The organism is Rahnella sp. NRRL B-41462 (assembly GCF_003263525.1).
Classification (GTDB): Bacteria; Pseudomonadota; Gammaproteobacteria; order Enterobacterales; family Enterobacteriaceae; genus Rahnella; species Rahnella aceris.
The window spans coordinates 24,650-40,531 of sequence record NZ_JYDF01000074.1; the positions used below are offsets into that span (position 1 = coordinate 24,650).

Consider the following 15,882-nt stretch of genomic DNA (forward strand, 5'->3'; position numbering starts at 1 on the left):
AAATCGGGCATAATCACGCGGTTTTCAGAATTTTATTTTTTGATAAATTTAAGGTGTCCCATGGCTGAGTGGAACGGCGAATATGTCAGCCCTTACGCTGAACACGGTAAGAAAAGCGAACAAGTTAAGAAAATCACGGTATCCATTCCGCTGAAAGTCCTCAAAATTCTCACCGATGAACGCACCCGTCGCCAGGTAAACAACCTGCGTCACGCGACCAACAGTGAATTATTGTGTGAGGCTTTTCTGCACGCCTTCACCGGTCAGCCTTTGCCGAATGACGAAGACCTGCGTAAAGAACGCAGTGACGAAATACCGGAAGCGGCGAAGATCCTGATGCGTGAACTGGGTGTGGATCCTGATACCTGGGAATACTGATCGCAACATCGCAAAGATGTGCTGAAAGACCGTGCGGCTCCCGTCGCGCGTTTTTTCAGTATCTGCGCGAAGAAAGAGAGTGCGGGAACGGGCATTTTATCTGGCGGGACGTCAAACGACAGGTAACAAAAAAGGCGCCAAAGGCGCCTTTTTTTGCTCTCAAGCGAAGCTTATTTGCTGCCTGGAACGCTGAAACGCTTGTTGAAGCGGTCAACGCGACCACCGGTAGCCACTTCACGTTGCTTACCAGTGTAGAACGGGTGGCATTCGCCACAAACGTCCAGGTTCAGATCGTGACCCACAGTTGAGTGAGTTTTGATAACGTTACCGCATGAGCAAGTTGCAGTAACTTCTACATATTTAGGGTGAATACCTTGTTTCATGGAAAACCTCTTCTTAAGGCCGCGTCGCTATCCAACCCTGTTCTGTCAGACACCACGCGTAGTGGATGATAGGCTTTGAGTACGAAATGCACCAAAGGCGGCGAATCATACAGAATCTCTGACAACCGCGCAATCATGTTCATGCATTTCGAAGGACACAGTGTACACTATCTCGTCATTTTTTTATAGTCTGGACCCCCAATGCCTGTTGCCCACGTTGCTTTACCCGTCCCGCTCGCCCGTACTTTCGACTATCTGTTGCCGCCTGATATGCAGGTTTCAAAGGGTTGCCGGGTCAGTGTGCCTTTCGGAAAACGCGACGCCATTGGCATCGTCATTCAGGTCAGCGACTTCAGCGAATTTGGCCTGGAGAAACTGAAACCGGTGCGGGAAGTCCTCGACAGTTCCAGCCTGTTTACCCCTGATCTGTGGCGCATCTTGTTTTGGGCCGCCGACTATTACCATTACCCGATAGGCGAGGTGCTGTTCCATGCGCTGCCGGTATTGTTACGTCAGGGGAAAGCCGCTGAGCTTACACCGCTGTGGCAATGGTTCGCCACCGAGGAGGGGCGCGCGACGCCGCTCGACAGTCTCAAACGTGCGCCAAAACAACAGCAGGCGATGGCAGCACTGATGCAAAAACCGTTGTATCGTCATCAGGTTGCCGATCTTGATCTTACCGATACGGCCCTGCAGGCATTACGAGCCAAAGGGCTGACGGATTTACGCAGTATTGCGCCCGCCACGCACGACTGGCGCCAGGATTTCTCGGTGATCGGCGAACGTTTACGACTCAATACCGAGCAGGCCACCGCCGTCGGCGCGATCCGCAGTGAAGATCAGCAATTTTCCGCCTGGTTGCTGGCCGGTGTAACCGGCTCAGGTAAAACCGAAGTGTATCTGAGCGTGCTGGAAAACATTCTGGCGCAGGGTCGGCAGGCGCTGGTGATGGTGCCGGAAATCGGCCTGACGCCGCAAACCATCGCACGTTTTCGCGAACGTTTCAGTGCGCCGGTGGATGTGCTGCACTCCGGCCTGAACGACAGCGAACGCCTCGCCGTCTGGCTGCGGGCGCGCAATGGCGAAGCGGGCATCGTCATTGGCACCCGTTCATCGCTGTTTACACCGTTTGCGCGCCTCGGCGTCATTATCATTGATGAAGAACACGACAGTTCTTATAAGCAGCAGGAAGGCTGGCGCTATCACGCCCGCGATCTGGCGGTGTACCGCGCTCACGCTGAAAATATCCCGATTATTATGGGCTCGGCAACCCCGGCGCTGGAAACGCTGCACAATGTTGAACTGGGGAAATATCGTCAGCTCAAACTGACCAAACGTGCCGGAAATGCCAAACTCGCCCGTCAGAATTTGCTGGATTTAAAAGGGTTGCAGCTGAAAGTCGGGCTGTCTCAACCGCTGATCCAGAAAATGCAGGAACATCTGAAAGCCGATAATCAGGTCATGCTGTTCCTCAACCGCCGCGGCTATGCGCCTGCCCTGCTTTGCCATGAGTGTGGCTGGATAGCCGAATGTCAGCGCTGTGATCACTATTACACTCTGCACCAGAATCAGCGTCAGTTACGCTGCCACCATTGTGACAGTCAGCGCGCCGTGCCGCATCAGTGTCCGCATTGCGGCTCAACACAACTGGTCTCGGTCGGCGTCGGTACAGAACAGCTGGAAAACGAACTGGCGCCGTTGTTCCCGGATACGCCAATCACGCGCATTGACCGCGATACCACCAGCCGGAAAGGTTCGCTGGAACAACACCTGAATGAAGTCCATCGTGGCGGCGCACGTATTCTTATCGGCACCCAAATGCTGGCAAAAGGGCACCACTTCCCTGATGTTACGCTGGTGTCATTGCTGGATGTCGACGGCGCGCTGTTCTCGGCAGATTTCCGTTCTGCCGAGCGCTTTGCCCAGCTTTATACGCAGGTTTCAGGCCGTGCCGGACGTGCAGGCAAACAGGGTGAAGTCGTATTGCAAACTCACCATCCCGAACATCCGCTGTTACAGGTGCTGTTGCAGCAGGGCTACGACGAGTTCGCCAGACAGACCCTGGCGGAGCGCAAAAGCGTCTTCCTTCCTCCTTATACCAGCCACATTATGATCCGCTCGGAAGACCACGATAATCAGCAATCTGCGCTGTTCCTTCAGCAGTTACGTAATCTGCTCGAATCCAGTCCGCTGAAAGATGATTCGCTGTGGATCCTGGGGCCGGTTCCTGCCTTACAAGCCAAACGCAGCGGACGTTTCCGCTGGCAGCTTTTATTGCAGCATCCTTCACGGCGCGTTTTGCAGCATCTGATCAAAAGCTCTCAGCCGCTGATTTCAAGTCTGCCGCAAGCCAAAAAAGTGAAATGGACACTGGATGTCGATCCGATTGACAGCTGATTCCAAAAGCGAATTTGCGTGAATAGTCAGGTTTTTTGCGTGATGCATCGAAAAAAGCATCTGGGTCACACTTTTAATGCAAATTAGGTAACAAATCCTACTCACATTCTGTTTAGAATGTGATGAGCTACACATCATGCGTAGCCAGGTGAGGAATGTTGATGTTGTTGTCTCAGTTTGATGCTGTTGCAAGGAGAGAGACGTTGGAGCACAAGAAAGAATTACCCGCCGCAACAATGAAAGATGTGGCTGAACAGGCAGGCGTTTCAACAGCAACCGTATCCCGTGCATTAATGAATCCGGAGAAAGTCTCCGCCGCGACTCGCCAGAAAGTTGATCAGGCCGTCATGGCCGTCGGTTATTCTCCTCATGCCCTGGCCCGCAACCTGAAGCGTAATGAATCACGCACTATTTTGGTGATCGTCCCCGACATCTGCGATCCGTTTTTCGCCGATCTGATCCAGGGGATCGAGCGCACGGCCGCCGAAAGCGGTTATCTGGTGTTGATCGGTGATTGTGCTCAGCAAAATCAGCAAGAGAAAACCTTTATCAATCTGATCATTACCAAGCAAATTGACGGTATGCTGCTGCTCGGCTCTGATTTACCTTTCGATGCCAGCAAAGAAGAACAACGCAATTTGCCACCGATGGTGATGGCGAATGAATTTGCGCCGGAACTTGAACTGCCGACAGTCCACATTGATAACCTGACGGCCGCGTTCGAAGCTGTGCATTATCTTCTCAAGCTGGGGCATCACCGTATTGCCTGCATCGCCGGGCCAAAGCATATGCCATTGTGCCAGTACCGTTCACAAGGTTATGTGCAGGCGCTGCGCCGCAACGGACTGAGCGTCGAGAGCAAGCTGACCATTCATGGCGATTTCAGCTATGAATCGGGGGCGCAAGCCGTCACCGAGTTGATGGCCCTGCCCGTGCCGCCGACGGCGATTTTCTGCCACAACGATGTGATGGCGATTGGTGCCATGTTCCAGGCGAAAAAAATGGGTCTGCGTATTCCGCAGGATTTGTCGGTTGTCGGCTTCGATGACATCAAGGCCAGCCAGTATACCGATCCTCCGCTGACGACCGTTGCGCAGCCGAGATTCCAGCTTGGCCGTCAGGCCATGTTATTATTACTTGAGCAGTTACAGGGAAATCCGGTACAAAACGGTTCGCTGCTGCTTGATAGCGAGCTGGTGGTGCGGGAAAGCACTGCTGCCCCAAAAGCGTGAGTCCGATTTTATGCTGTTCAACAGTTTTAATTTCAGTAAATGTTCAGGGTTGAGTAACATGACGCACTTCTTCATTCATCACGACACAGCGAAACGATAGTGGCACAAAGAGACTATGTAAGCCGTGGGCGCTCAGGAGCGCGGCGGAAAAGTACCAGCCGGAGTAAAAAACGCAGTTCCACAACGATCTCCAAAACCATGGTGGTGTTAGCCGTTGCGGTACTGGTGGTGTTTGTCGGTGGCCTCTATTTTATTGCGCACAATAAACATGAAGAAGCGACAGTGTTGCCGACGCACGCTGTCCGTCCGGGTAATGGATTGCCACCTAAGCCAGAAGAACGCTGGCGCTACATTAAAGAACTGGAAAACCGCCAGATGGGCGTCACCACGCCGACAGAACCGACGGCGGGCGGACAGGTCGAATCCAAAACACAACTGACGCCTGAACAGCGCCAGCTTCTCGAACAGATGCAGGCCGATATGCGCCAGACACCAACACAGTTGTCTGAAGTGCCGTATAACGACCCGAATCAGGCCACGCAGGCACCGGCGCATACTCAACGTCAGGTTCAGCAACAGCAGCCGACGTACGCGCAGCAGCAGCCGGTAACTCAGCCGCGTCAGGTTCAGCCACAGCCAACGTATACGCCGCAAACGCAGCCGGTACGTGCGCCTCAGGCCCAGGTGCAAACGCAACCCGTTCAGCCAAAACCGAAGCCGCAAGTGAAAGAGCCGGTGAAAGAAGCACCGAAACCGCAACAGCCAGCCACCATTACCCAGGCTGAGCCGGAAAAACCGAAAGCACAGGAAAAAACCCAGCGCTTTGTGGTTCAGTGCGGTTCGTTCAAAGGATCTGAGCAGGCGGAATCCCAGCGCGCCAAGCTGGCATTCGAAGGTTTTGAAGGCCGGATCACCACCGGCGGTGGCTGGAGTCGCGTCGTCATCGGCCCGTACAACAGCCGTTCTGGTGCTGACAGCACACTATCGCGCCTCAAAGGCGCTGGCATCTCCGGTTGCATTCCCGTCGCAACCGGGGGTTGAAAACCCGTAATCCTTCCCCAATCTATACTTTCAATATGCCCCGTAAGTTTGTGAGACACGTTCAGTGTCCCGCAAACCTGCGGGGATCTTTTCCGTCTGCAACGAGGAACCGCTCGTGACAACAATTGTAAGTGTACGCCGCAACGGCAAGGTCGTTATCGGTGGTGATGGCCAGGCCACATTGGGAAATACCGTCATGAAGGGCAACGTCAAAAAAGTACGTCGCCTGTATAACGACAAAGTGATCGCGGGCTTTGCTGGCGGCACGGCTGATGCCTTCACGCTGTTTGAGCTGTTCGAACGCAAACTGGAAATGCACCAGGGTCATCTGGTGAAAGCCGCCGTTGAACTGGCAAAAGACTGGCGTACCGACCGTATGTTACGCCGTCTGGAAGCCCTTCTGGCCGTGGCCGATGAAAACGCCTCGCTTATCATCAGCGGTAACGGTGACGTTATCCAGCCTGAAAACGATCTGATTGCCATTGGTTCCGGTGGCCCGTATGCCCAGGCTGCTGCACGCGCGTTGCTGGAAAACTCCGAGCTTGAAGCGCGCGACATCGTCGAAAAATCGCTGAGCATCGCCGGTGACATCTGCATCTACACCAACCAATTCCACACTATCGAAGAATTGTCTTCTAAAGCGTAAGGATCGAAAATTATGTCTGAGATGACCCCGCGCGAGATCGTCAGCGAGTTAGACAGTTACATCATTGGCCAGGATAAAGCGAAACGCGCCGTGGCTATTGCTTTGCGTAACCGCTGGCGCCGGATGCAGCTTGATGAAGCGCTGCGCCACGAAGTCACCCCGAAAAATATTCTGATGATCGGTCCGACCGGTGTCGGTAAAACCGAAATTGCCCGCCGTCTGGCGAAGCTGGCTAACGCGCCGTTCATCAAAGTAGAAGCGACTAAATTCACGGAAGTCGGTTACGTCGGTAAAGAAGTGGATTCAATTATCCGCGACCTGACCGATTCCGCCGTAAAAATGGTGCGCCTGCAATCTATTGAGAAAAACCGTTATCGTGCTGAAGAACTGGCCGAAGAACGTATTCTGGATGTGCTGATCCCGCCAGCGAAAAACAACTGGGGACAACCTGACGAAGCGCAGGAACCTTCTGCTGCACGCCAGAACTTCCGCAAAAAACTACGTGAAGGCCAGCTCGACGACAAAGAGATTGAAATCAGCCTGGCATCCGGCCCGATGGGCGTGGAAATCATGTCCCCTCCGGGTATGGAAGAAATGACCAATCAGTTGCAGTCGATGTTCCAGAGCATGGGTGCTCAGAAACAGAAACCGCGCAAACTGAAAATCAAAGAAGCGCTGAAGCTGCTGATCGAAGAAGAAGCCGCGAAACTGGTGAACCCGGAAGATCTGAAAGAACAGGCAATCGAGGCCGTTGAGCAACACGGCATCGTGTTTATCGATGAGATCGACAAAATCTGTAAACGTGGCGGCCAGAGTTCAGGCCCGGACGTCTCCCGCGAAGGTGTTCAGCGTGACCTGCTGCCTCTGGTGGAAGGCTGTACGGTGTCTACCAAGCACGGCATGGTGAAAACCGATCACATTCTGTTTATCGCTTCCGGCGCATTCCAGACGGCCAGCCCGTCAGACCTGATCCCTGAGTTGCAGGGTCGTCTGCCTATTCGTGTGGAACTGCAGGCGCTGTCGACTGAAGACTTCGAACGCATACTGACCGAGCCAAGTGCTTCGCTGACTCATCAGTACAAAGCATTGATGGCGACCGAAGGCGTAACCATTGATTTCACCGCTGACGGTATCCGCCGTATTGCGGAAGCCGCATGGCAGGTGAACGAAACCACCGAGAACATAGGTGCGCGTCGTCTGCATACCGTTCTGGAGCGTCTGATGGAAGATATCTCTTACGATGCCAGCGAAAGCAACGGTATCTCCATAAACATTGATGCAGATTATGTTAGAAGCCACCTTGACCAGCTGGTAGCTGATGAAGATCTGAGCCGTTTTATCTTATAATTTGCTCATACGTTCCGAAAGTGATCTTCAGGGAGGCGTTTGCCTCCCTGATTTTTTTAGATTTCGGACTGATTCTTCACCTGAGAAATCACCTATGAGCACAATCACGCCTTTCACTCCGACAACCCCCGCCCGCGCCTGGCTCGAAAGCCTGCGCCCGAAAACCTTGCCACTGGCGTTTGCTTCTATCGTTATGGGTTCTGCCATTGCCAGCCTGCAAGGCGTTTTCCATCCGCTCATTGCACTACTGGCGCTGCTGACTGCGGGCTGTTTGCAAATTTTGTCAAATCTGGCGAATGACTATGGCGATGCCGAGAAAGGCAGTGACACGCCGGAACGCGTCGGGCCCTTACGCGGCATGCAAAAGGGCCTGATTACCGCCGGGCAGATGAAGCGCGCGATTATCCTGACCATCGCGCTGACCCTTATCTGCGGTACTGCGCTTATTGCCGTGGCCTGTCATAAGCCTAGTGACGTGGTCGGGTTTCTGATCCTCGGCTTGCTGTCGATTGGCGCCGCCATTACCTATACCGTCGGTACGCGGCCTTATGGCTACATGGGGCTTGGCGATATTTCCGTGCTGATCTTCTTCGGCTGGATCAGTGTCGCAGGGACGTTTTATTTACAGGCAGGCTATTTCGACTGGATCGTAATGCTTCCGGCGACAGCGACAGGTTTGCTGTCCACCGCGGTACTCAATATCAATAATTTGCGCGATATCGAAACCGACAGCGCCAACGGCAAGAATACCCTGGCGGTTCGCCTCGGGCCGGTTAACGCACGACGCTATCACGCCATCATTCTGACCGCCGCCGTGCTGTGTCTGGTGATTTTCTCCGCCCTGCACCTGCCTCACTGGACCGGCTGGCTGTTTATTCTGGCGCTCCCAATGCTGGCAAAACATCTGATGCGGGTGATGAAATCGACAACATCCACTGAAGTCCGCCCGTTGCTGGAACATATGGTAAAAACCGCGTTGCTGACTAACGTCTTGTTTGCAGTGGGTCTGTTGCTCAATTGAGTAAAGTTGGCCTGATGTGCGTTTATCAGGTCACTTTTCACATTTAACAATTGATGATTTTGCCAACATCCGCCGGAAAGGGATATACTGAACACTCATGCAGCAACCAGATGAAATCCTATGAAATACGATACTTCCGAACTTTGCGACATCTACCATGAAGAAGTGAATGTCGTTGAACCCTTGTTCTCCAACTTTGGCGGCCGTACTTCATTTGGCGGGCAAATCACCACCGTGAAATGCTTCGAAGATAATGGCTTGCTTTATGACCTGCTGGAAGAAAATGGCCGTGGCCGTGTATTAGTGATCGATGGTGGCGGTTCTGTTCGTCGCGCACTGCTGGATGCCGGACTGGCACGCCTTGCATTGCAAAACGAATGGGAAGGCATCGTGATTTACGGTGCAGTCCGTCAGGTTGATGATCTCGAAGAGCTGGATCTGGGTATCCAGGCGATGGCGGCTATCCCGGCTGGCGCAGGCAGTGAAGGGATTGGCGAAAGCGACATTCGTGTCAATTTCGGCGGCGTCACCTTCTTCTCCGGCGACCATCTTTATGCCGATAATACCGGTATCGTGCTGTCCGAAGACCCGCTCGATATTGAGTGATTTCCTTCTGAGCACAACAAAAAAGGACGCCAAGGCGTCCTTTTTTATTTGGAATATGAAGTAATTAAACTTCTTCCATTTTTCCCAACAATGCACGCAGACGATCCTGCCATACGTGTTGTTCTTCTTTCAGCTGCGCATTTTCACGCACCAGAGACTCATGGTTGCCGCTGGCTTGCTGAACTTCCTGAGACAGGGTGTTGTTCTGCTCTTTCAGTTCTTCGATTTCCATCTGCAACAGAGTAATGGTATCAATCGCTTGCTGAACTTTAGCTTCTAATTTCTCAAATACTTCAAATGACATTTTTCGGTCCCCTTATGTTCGCAAGGCGCACATCTTATGTTCTGCCGCATCGTCCGGACACGGCTCAAAAATTCCTGCACTCCGTCGATTTTTATAACGAATTCATCAGAGAATTGCGCAAAACCAGCGTGTGTCTTAACGGGTGATTGTATGTAGCCAGCTTTGTTCTGTCTACCCGCAACCCCTTTATCCACGCAGTCTGTTGCAATTTAACAGCGCCGGGTATCAGGAAATGCTTAAAAAGCAGCGTCACACACCAGAAATACCGTTTAATGCCGAATAACCTTAGCCGCTGCGCGGGAAGGCACGTTGATGTTCGTTTGTCACAAATGGCGGCTGAAAATGTTAAATCATGGACTTTTTGCGCTGCATCAAGTTCCAGCAATACGCGAAATCGCTCATTTTTATGACACGACACACAAAATTTGATTTCGCTATTTCTCGTTTATGCTCGTTAACGATAAATTCACATTACGTTCTCATTTAATGATGAACGCCAAAATCCGATTACGTTCACAAACGACATAACAGAAAAATTATAACTAACCATTAACATCATCCTTAGCAGGATCAAACTATGAGCCAAACCATGAGTTCCACATTAAAAGGTCAGTGCATCGCTGAGTTTCTGGGTACCGGGCTTATCATTTTCTTTGGTGCGGGCTGTGTCGCAGCAATGAAACTTGCCGGGGCAACCTTTGGTCAGTGGGAAATCAGTATTATCTGGGGTCTGGGTGTGGCAATGGCCATCTACCTGACTGCCGCCATCTCCGGCGCACACCTGAATCCGGCGGTGACCGTCGCACTTTGTTTGTTTGCAAACTTTGAAGGACGCAAAGTTCTGCCTTACATCATTGCGCAGGTCGCGGGAGCTTTCTGCGCCGCCGCACTGGTCTACGGCCTTTACTACAACCTGTTCTTCGATTTTGAGCAAAGCCACAACATGGTGCGCGGCAGCGTCGAAAGTCTGGATCTGGCCGGTATTTTCTCTACCTATCCAAACCCGCACATCAGCGTATTGCAGGCGTTTCTGGTAGAAACGGTGATTACGGCCATTCTGATGGCGCTGATCCTCGGACTGACCGATGACGGCAACGGCATTCCACGTGGTCCGCTGGCGCCATTGCTGATCGGTATCCTGATCGCGGTTATCGGTGCCTCCATGGGGCCACTGACCGGATTCGCCCTGAACCCGGCACGTGACTTTGGTCCGAAAGTCTTCGCCTACTTCGCAGGCTGGGGCAAAGTTGCCTTCACCGGCGCGCGCGATATTCCTTATTTCCTGGTGCCGATTTTTGGCCCGCTGCTCGGTGCTTCTCTGGGTGCCATCGCGTATAAAGCGCTGATCGGCCGCCATTTGCCAAATCAGATTAATGAGCCGGCAGAAGAAAAAGCACCTCAGCCATCCAAACAGCGTAAGGCCTGATCGGCTAAACTGTTCCACAGCTTACTCATTCGCAGGATGAATATTATGTCAGCAGATACGACTCACGAAAAAAAATACATTGTTGCACTCGACCAGGGTACAACCAGTTCACGCGCGGTAGTGCTGGATCACGATGCCAATATCGTCAGCGTGTCACAACGCGAATTCACCCAGATCTACCCTAAGTCAGGCTGGGTTGAGCACGACCCGATGGAAATCTGGTCTTCGCAAAGCTCGGTGCTGGTGGAAGTGCTGGCGAAAGCCGACATTAACTCCGATCAGATTGCCGGTATCGGTATCACCAACCAGCGCGAAACCACCATCGTGTGGGAAAAAGAAACTGGCAAGCCAATCTATAACGCGATTGTCTGGCAATGTCGCCGAACTGCTGACATCTGCGAAAAACTGAAAAAAGACGGTCTGGAAGAATACATTCGCCATAACACCGGCCTGGTTATCGACCCTTACTTCTCCGGCACCAAACTGAAGTGGATCCTCGACAACGTTGAAGGCTCTCGCGAACGCGCTAAACGCGGCGAACTGCTGTTCGGCACCGTCGACACCTGGTTGGTCTGGAAAATGACGCAGGGACGTGTTCACGTGACGGATTACACCAACGCTTCGCGTACCATGCTGTTCAACATCCATGATCTGCAATGGGATGAGCGCATGCTGGAAGTGCTGGATATTCCGCGTGAAATGCTGCCGGAAGTTCGCTCTTCTTCTGAGATTTACGGCCAGACCAACATTGGTGGTAAAGGCGGTACGCGTATTCCTATCGCTGGCATCGCAGGTGACCAGCAGGCGGCGCTCTATGGTCAGCTGTGTGTACAACCTGGTATGGCGAAAAACACCTACGGCACTGGTTGCTTCCTGCTGATGAATACCGGTACTGAAGCGGTCGCCTCTAAAAATGGCCTGCTGACCACCATCGCCTGCGGCCCGCGCGGCGAAGTGAACTACGCGCTGGAAGGGGCCGTGTTTGTCGGCGGTGCGTCCATTCAGTGGCTGCGTGACGAACTGAAACTGATCAGCGACGCAACCGACTCCGAATATTTCGCCATGAAAGTGAAAGACACGAACGGCGTTTACGTAGTGCCTGCCTTTACCGGCCTCGGCGCCCCTTACTGGGATCCGTATGCCCGCGGCGCAATCTTCGGTCTGAGCCGTGGTGCGAACAGCAACCACATCATCCGCGCGACGCTGGAATCTATCGCTTACCAGACCCGCGACGTACTGGATGCCATGCAGGCAGACTCGGGCGCTCGTCTGCAGGCACTGCGTGTGGACGGCGGTGCGGTGGCCAACAACTTCCTGATGCAATTCCAGTCAGACATTCTTGGCACCCGCGTTGAGCGCCCTGAAGTGCTGGAAGTCACCGCGCTGGGTTCTGCTTTCCTGGCAGGTCTGGCCGTCGGCTTCTGGAACGACCTGGAAGAAGTGCGCAGCAAAGCGACCATCGAACGTGAATTCCGCCCAAGCATTGAAACGACGGAACGTAATGTCCGCTATAAAGGCTGGCAAAAAGCGGTGGCACGCGTTCGTTCGTGGGAAGATCACGACAAGTAATCGCCAGATATTATCGCCAACACCCCTTTCTGAAACTCCCCATCCGGGGAGTTTTTTTATGCACCTTTCCCGTTGTGCTAAAATCTGCGCCACAGATGAGCCTCGCCTCACCGACCTCTTTTTTTCTTTCTACAGGCTTTCCAATGAAACGTGAATTAGCAATCGAGTTCTCCCGCGTGACCGAAGCTGCCGCGCTCGCCGGTTACAAATGGCTGGGTCGTGGCGATAAAAACCTTGCCGATAACGCTGCCGTTCAGTCCATGCGCATCATGCTCAATAAAGTCGATATCGACGGCACTATCGTGATTGGCGAAGGGGAGATTGATGAAGCGCCGATGCTATATATCGGTGAAAAAGTCGGTACCGGCAACGGCGACGCGGTGGATATCGCGGTCGATCCTATTGAAGGTACACGCATGACCGCCATGGGCCAGTCCAATGCGCTGGCTGTGCTGGCAGTTGGCGACAAAGGTTCGTTCCTCAATGCACCCGACATGTACATGGAAAAGATCGCCGTCGGGCCGGGTGCCAAAGGCACGATTAATCTCGAACTGACGCTGGCAGAGAATCTGGCCAATATTGCTAAAGCGCTGGATAAACCGCTGACCGAACTGACCGTCGCTGTTCTGGCAAAACCCCGTCACGACGACGCCATCCGCGAAATGCTGGCGTCAGGCGTGCGTGTGTTCGCATTCCCGGACGGCGATGTGGCGGCGACAATCCTGACCTGCATGCCGGAAAGTGAAGTGGATGTGCTGTATGGCATCGGCGGTGCGCCGGAAGGCGTGATTTCCGCTGCGGTGATCCGTGCGCTGGATGGCGATATGCAGGGCCGTTTGCTGGCGCGTCATGATGTGAAAGGCGATACACCGGAAAACCGTCGTATCGGCGAAGAAGAGCTGGCGCGCTGTAAAGCGATGGGGATCGAGGCCGGTAAAGTGCTGCTGCTGGATGATATGGCGCGTAACGATAACGTGATTTTCTCCGCGACCGGTATTACCAAAGGCGACCTGCTGGAAGGCATCAGCCGTCAGGGAAACATGGCGACCACCGAGACGCTGCTGATCCGCGGAAAATCCCGCACCATTCGCCGTATCCGCTCGACCCATTACCTCGACCGAAAAGACGCTGCGCTGCACGAATTTATTATCTGATCAACTTCCTTCCGGTCATCAAAAAGCAGGGCCATCAGCGCCCTGCTTTTGCACCATCAGGCAGTATGTCCTTCATGCTGGCTACGGTTCGACATCGGCCACCAGCACAGTAAAATCAGCAATGCCATCGCAAACATCAGTAACCCGAGACTGAACTGACCGGTTTGCGGCAACATCGCCGACATCCATGCTACCAGCCCTGACCCCATATTCTGCAATCCGCCAACCAGCGCACCGGCCGCGCCCGCCAGATACGGGAAAGGCTCCATTGCACCGGTGGTCGCCAGCGGGAACAACATGCCAGCGCCAAAGAAAAACAGCGAAGCCGGCACCACCAGCGTCCAGATATTCATGATACCCAGCCAGCCAGGGATCCACATCGCCAGACCGGCCAGCAGACAACTGATGACCGAATGCCACATCAGTTGCTGGAAACTTTTCTCCGCCCGCCCGGCATACCAGGCACCAAAGAAGGCAGCAGGGATCGGCAGGATAAACAGTACGCTGACCATCACACCGCTCAGCCCGAGGACGCCGCCCATCAGCACACCGCAACTGGCTTCAAACACCGCCACACCGGCCAGTGCACCGACCAGCATCACCAGATAGCGGCTGAAATTGGCGTCGGCCAGCAATAAACGCAGGCTGCCCAGCATGTTGCGCGGCGGATGGTCGGCAGTGAATTCCGGACGAGTTTCCGGCAACCAGCGGTACATCGAAAACGCCACACCGGCGCACAGAATCAGCAGGAAACCAAAACTGGCCCGCCAGCCTAACCACGCTGACAGTGCGCCACCAATCACCGGCGCCAGCAGCGGGCTGATCAGAATGCCCATGTTCAGCAGGCTGTTGGCATGGCGCAACGCGCCGCCACTGTAGAGATCACGCGGCATGGTTCTCGCCATTACGCCCGCCACACCGGTGCCCAACCCCTGAATGGCTGCAAAGGCGATCAGCATATTCAGGCTCGTTGACATCATCGCGCCCGCCGCACCAATCAGGAAAATCATCAGGCCGGTGAGGATCACCGGTTTACGGCCAATATTATCGGAAAGCGGGCCGTAAACCAGTTGCGAGCCGCCGTATGTCAGCAGATAGGCTGCCATCACCCGCTGTACCGCGCCCGGTTTCACGGCCAGACTGGTGGCCATGTCCGCGATATTCGGCACATAAATGGTTTGTGCCATTTGCCCGACAGCCACCAGCAAAATGAGCATGATAAGCAGGTGGATATTTTCCAGATTTTTCATTTTTCAGTTCATTATCAAATAAGATTGGAAAAGTGCAGAACAAATAACCAGTAAATTCAGCCAGACTACAGCGGCGCATAAGTTAACAAATTAATATGAATAAGCGAGTGTTGTAGGAAACTCTTCTCAACCTGTACTGGCAGCAGCGGGAACCACATGTGTAACGCAGGGTGTACGAAAATCGATATTGGCTAACGGGTGATGAACAGGCTGATAACATTTAACCGATACGGGATTCGGAAAATTTGAAATAAAATCAGGACATAATTTTGCAATTCATATTTCTCACTACATGAAGAAATCAGAAACCACGGGAGTTTTTTATGGCTGATTGGGTGACAGGAAAAGTCAAAAAAGTTGAGCACTGGACAGACAATTTGTTCAGCATCACGGTCAATGCGCCCATCGATCCTTTTACCGCTGGCCAGTTCGCCAAACTTTCGCTGGATATTGACGGCGAGCGGGTGCAGCGCGCGTATTCCTATGTAAACCCACCCTCCAGCGGCGAACTGGAGTTTTATCTGGTGAATGTGCCGGAAGGAAAACTCAGCCCGCGGCTTCACGTGATGCAGCCCGGTGACGAAATCAACATCACCAAAGAAGCCGCCGGATTTTTCGTGGTTGAAGAAGTGCCTGAATGCGCGACCCTGTGGATGCTGGCAACCGGTACCGCTATCGGGCCGTATCTGTCTATTTTGCAGGAAGGTATCGGACTGGAGCGGTTCAAGAATATTGTTCTGGTTCACGCGGCACGCTTTGCAGCAGATCTCAGCTATCTGCCATTAATGCAGCAACTGCAACGCCGTTATGAGGGCAAACTCCATATCCAGACCGTGGTCAGTCGCGAGGAGATTTCCGGTTCGCTGACCGGTCGCGTGCCTGCGCTGATTGAAAGCGGCGCACTGGAAGCGGCTGTCGGCCTTAAGATGCTGGCAGAGGACAGCCACGTGATGTTGTGCGGCAATCCACAGATGGTTCGCGATACCCAGCAAGTACTGAAAGACACGCGGGGTATGCGCAAACATCTCAAACGCAAGCCGGGCCATATGACCAGCGAGCATTACTGGTAAATCTGTTAGCGCAAAACTAGCGGAATTTAACGTCGTCCGGTTCCGGGCCAAAGCGATT

At 53.4% G+C, this 15,882-nt stretch carries 15 protein-coding genes; 12 read left to right on the forward strand and 3 right to left on the reverse strand.

Features of this window, described 5'->3' with window-relative positions; genetic code table 11:
- Positions 1–60 precede the first annotated feature (60 nt).
- Complete coding sequence (metJ, locus tag UC14_RS17575; RefSeq protein ID WP_004392248.1) at positions 61–378, forward strand: met regulon transcriptional regulator MetJ; 318 nt, start codon at positions 61–63, stop codon at positions 376–378.
- 170 nt (positions 379–548) lie between these two features.
- Here metJ and rpmE read toward each other — a convergent pair whose 3' ends face one another.
- Positions 549–761, reverse strand: coding sequence for a 50S ribosomal protein L31 (gene rpmE / locus UC14_RS17580; RefSeq protein ID WP_013577577.1), 213 nt, complete (start codon positions 759–761; stop codon positions 549–551).
- Positions 762–962: 201 nt separating this feature from the next.
- Between rpmE and priA the strand changes: the two genes are divergently transcribed.
- The 7 genes from priA (at position 963) to rraA (ending at position 9,051) form a co-directional block, all read left to right on the forward strand.
- The gene (gene priA / locus UC14_RS17585) at positions 963–3,158 is read left to right on the forward strand and encodes a primosomal protein N' (RefSeq protein ID WP_013577578.1); all 2,196 of its coding nucleotides are present in this window, start codon (positions 963–965) and stop codon (positions 3,156–3,158) included.
- A 203-nt stretch (positions 3,159–3,361) separates the two neighbouring features.
- Entirely contained in the window at positions 3,362–4,390 is a 1,029-nt protein-coding gene (gene cytR, locus UC14_RS17590; protein WP_041689037.1) for a DNA-binding transcriptional regulator CytR, read from the forward strand.
- A 99-nt stretch (positions 4,391–4,489) separates the two neighbouring features.
- Positions 4,490–5,431, forward strand: coding sequence for a cell division protein FtsN (gene ftsN, locus UC14_RS17595; RefSeq protein WP_071823634.1), 942 nt, complete (start codon positions 4,490–4,492; stop codon positions 5,429–5,431).
- Positions 5,432–5,546: 115 nt separating this feature from the next.
- Positions 5,547–6,077: an ATP-dependent protease subunit HslV gene (gene hslV / locus UC14_RS17600; protein ID WP_015690599.1), complete on the forward strand. Its 531-nt coding sequence runs from the start codon at positions 5,547–5,549 to the stop codon at positions 6,075–6,077.
- A gap of 12 nt (positions 6,078–6,089) precedes the next feature.
- Positions 6,090–7,424: an HslU--HslV peptidase ATPase subunit gene (gene hslU, locus UC14_RS17605; protein WP_013577582.1), complete on the forward strand. Its 1,335-nt coding sequence runs from the start codon at positions 6,090–6,092 to the stop codon at positions 7,422–7,424.
- 94 nt (positions 7,425–7,518) lie between these two features.
- On the forward strand, positions 7,519–8,445 hold the full coding sequence (locus tag UC14_RS17610) for a 1,4-dihydroxy-2-naphthoate polyprenyltransferase (RefSeq protein WP_013577583.1): 927 nt from the start codon (positions 7,519–7,521) through the stop codon (positions 8,443–8,445).
- Positions 8,446–8,565: 120 nt separating this feature from the next.
- Positions 8,566–9,051 carry a ribonuclease E activity regulator RraA gene (rraA, locus tag UC14_RS17615; RefSeq protein ID WP_013577584.1) on the forward strand — a complete coding sequence of 162 codons (486 nt, stop codon included), beginning with the start codon at positions 8,566–8,568 and terminating at the stop codon, positions 9,049–9,051.
- Positions 9,052–9,115: 64 nt separating this feature from the next.
- On the opposite strand, the gene zapB is transcribed toward rraA, so the two are convergent.
- The gene (zapB, locus tag UC14_RS17620; RefSeq protein ID WP_013577585.1) at positions 9,116–9,355 is read right to left on the reverse strand and encodes a septal ring assembly protein ZapB; all 240 of its coding nucleotides are present in this window, start codon (positions 9,353–9,355) and stop codon (positions 9,116–9,118) included.
- Between the two features lie 577 nt (positions 9,356–9,932).
- Between zapB and UC14_RS17625 the strand changes: the two genes are divergently transcribed.
- The 3 genes from UC14_RS17625 (at position 9,933) to glpX (ending at position 13,504) form a co-directional block, all read left to right on the forward strand.
- On the forward strand, positions 9,933–10,781 hold the full coding sequence (locus UC14_RS17625) for an MIP/aquaporin family protein (RefSeq protein ID WP_013577586.1): 849 nt from the start codon (positions 9,933–9,935) through the stop codon (positions 10,779–10,781).
- Between the two features lie 45 nt (positions 10,782–10,826).
- Entirely contained in the window at positions 10,827–12,350 is a 1,524-nt protein-coding gene (glpK, locus tag UC14_RS17630; protein WP_112198122.1) for a glycerol kinase GlpK, read from the forward strand.
- 143 nt (positions 12,351–12,493) lie between these two features.
- The gene (gene glpX, locus UC14_RS17635; protein ID WP_112198123.1) at positions 12,494–13,504 is read left to right on the forward strand and encodes a class II fructose-bisphosphatase; all 1,011 of its coding nucleotides are present in this window, start codon (positions 12,494–12,496) and stop codon (positions 13,502–13,504) included.
- 56 nt (positions 13,505–13,560) lie between these two features.
- On the opposite strand, the gene emrD is transcribed toward glpX, so the two are convergent.
- Entirely contained in the window at positions 13,561–14,754 is a 1,194-nt protein-coding gene (gene emrD, locus UC14_RS17640; protein WP_112152573.1) for a multidrug efflux MFS transporter EmrD, read from the reverse strand.
- A gap of 323 nt (positions 14,755–15,077) precedes the next feature.
- On the opposite strand from emrD, the gene fpr reads away from it, so the two are divergent.
- A complete protein-coding gene (fpr, locus tag UC14_RS17645; RefSeq protein WP_112152574.1) occupies positions 15,078–15,824 on the forward strand; it encodes a ferredoxin--NADP(+) reductase in 747 nt (248 codons plus the stop codon).
- Positions 15,825–15,882 lie beyond the last annotated feature (58 nt).

Excerpts from the sequence above, each read along its gene's own strand:
- metJ (WP_004392248.1), top strand. The coding sequence starts at position 61 with ATGGCTGAGTGGAACGGCGAATATGTCAGCCCTTACGCTGAACACGGT.
- rraA (WP_013577584.1), top strand. The coding sequence starts at position 8,566 with ATGAAATACGATACTTCCGAACTTTGCGACATCTACCATGAAGAAGTG.
- hslU (WP_013577582.1), top strand. The coding sequence starts at position 6,090 with ATGTCTGAGATGACCCCGCGCGAGATCGTCAGCGAGTTAGACAGTTAC.
- emrD (WP_112152573.1), bottom strand. The coding sequence starts at position 14,754 with ATGAAAAATCTGGAAAATATCCACCTGCTTATCATGCTCATTTTGCTG.
- zapB (WP_013577585.1), bottom strand. The coding sequence starts at position 9,355 with ATGTCATTTGAAGTATTTGAGAAATTAGAAGCTAAAGTTCAGCAAGCG.
- rpmE (WP_013577577.1), bottom strand. The coding sequence starts at position 761 with ATGAAACAAGGTATTCACCCTAAATATGTAGAAGTTACTGCAACTTGC.
- fpr (WP_112152574.1), top strand. The coding sequence starts at position 15,078 with ATGGCTGATTGGGTGACAGGAAAAGTCAAAAAAGTTGAGCACTGGACA.
- glpK (WP_112198122.1), top strand. The coding sequence starts at position 10,827 with ATGTCAGCAGATACGACTCACGAAAAAAAATACATTGTTGCACTCGAC.
- priA (WP_013577578.1), top strand. The coding sequence starts at position 963 with ATGCCTGTTGCCCACGTTGCTTTACCCGTCCCGCTCGCCCGTACTTTC.
- UC14_RS17610 (WP_013577583.1), top strand. The coding sequence starts at position 7,519 with ATGAGCACAATCACGCCTTTCACTCCGACAACCCCCGCCCGCGCCTGG.
- glpX (WP_112198123.1), top strand. The coding sequence starts at position 12,494 with ATGAAACGTGAATTAGCAATCGAGTTCTCCCGCGTGACCGAAGCTGCC.
- UC14_RS17625 (WP_013577586.1), top strand. The coding sequence starts at position 9,933 with ATGAGCCAAACCATGAGTTCCACATTAAAAGGTCAGTGCATCGCTGAG.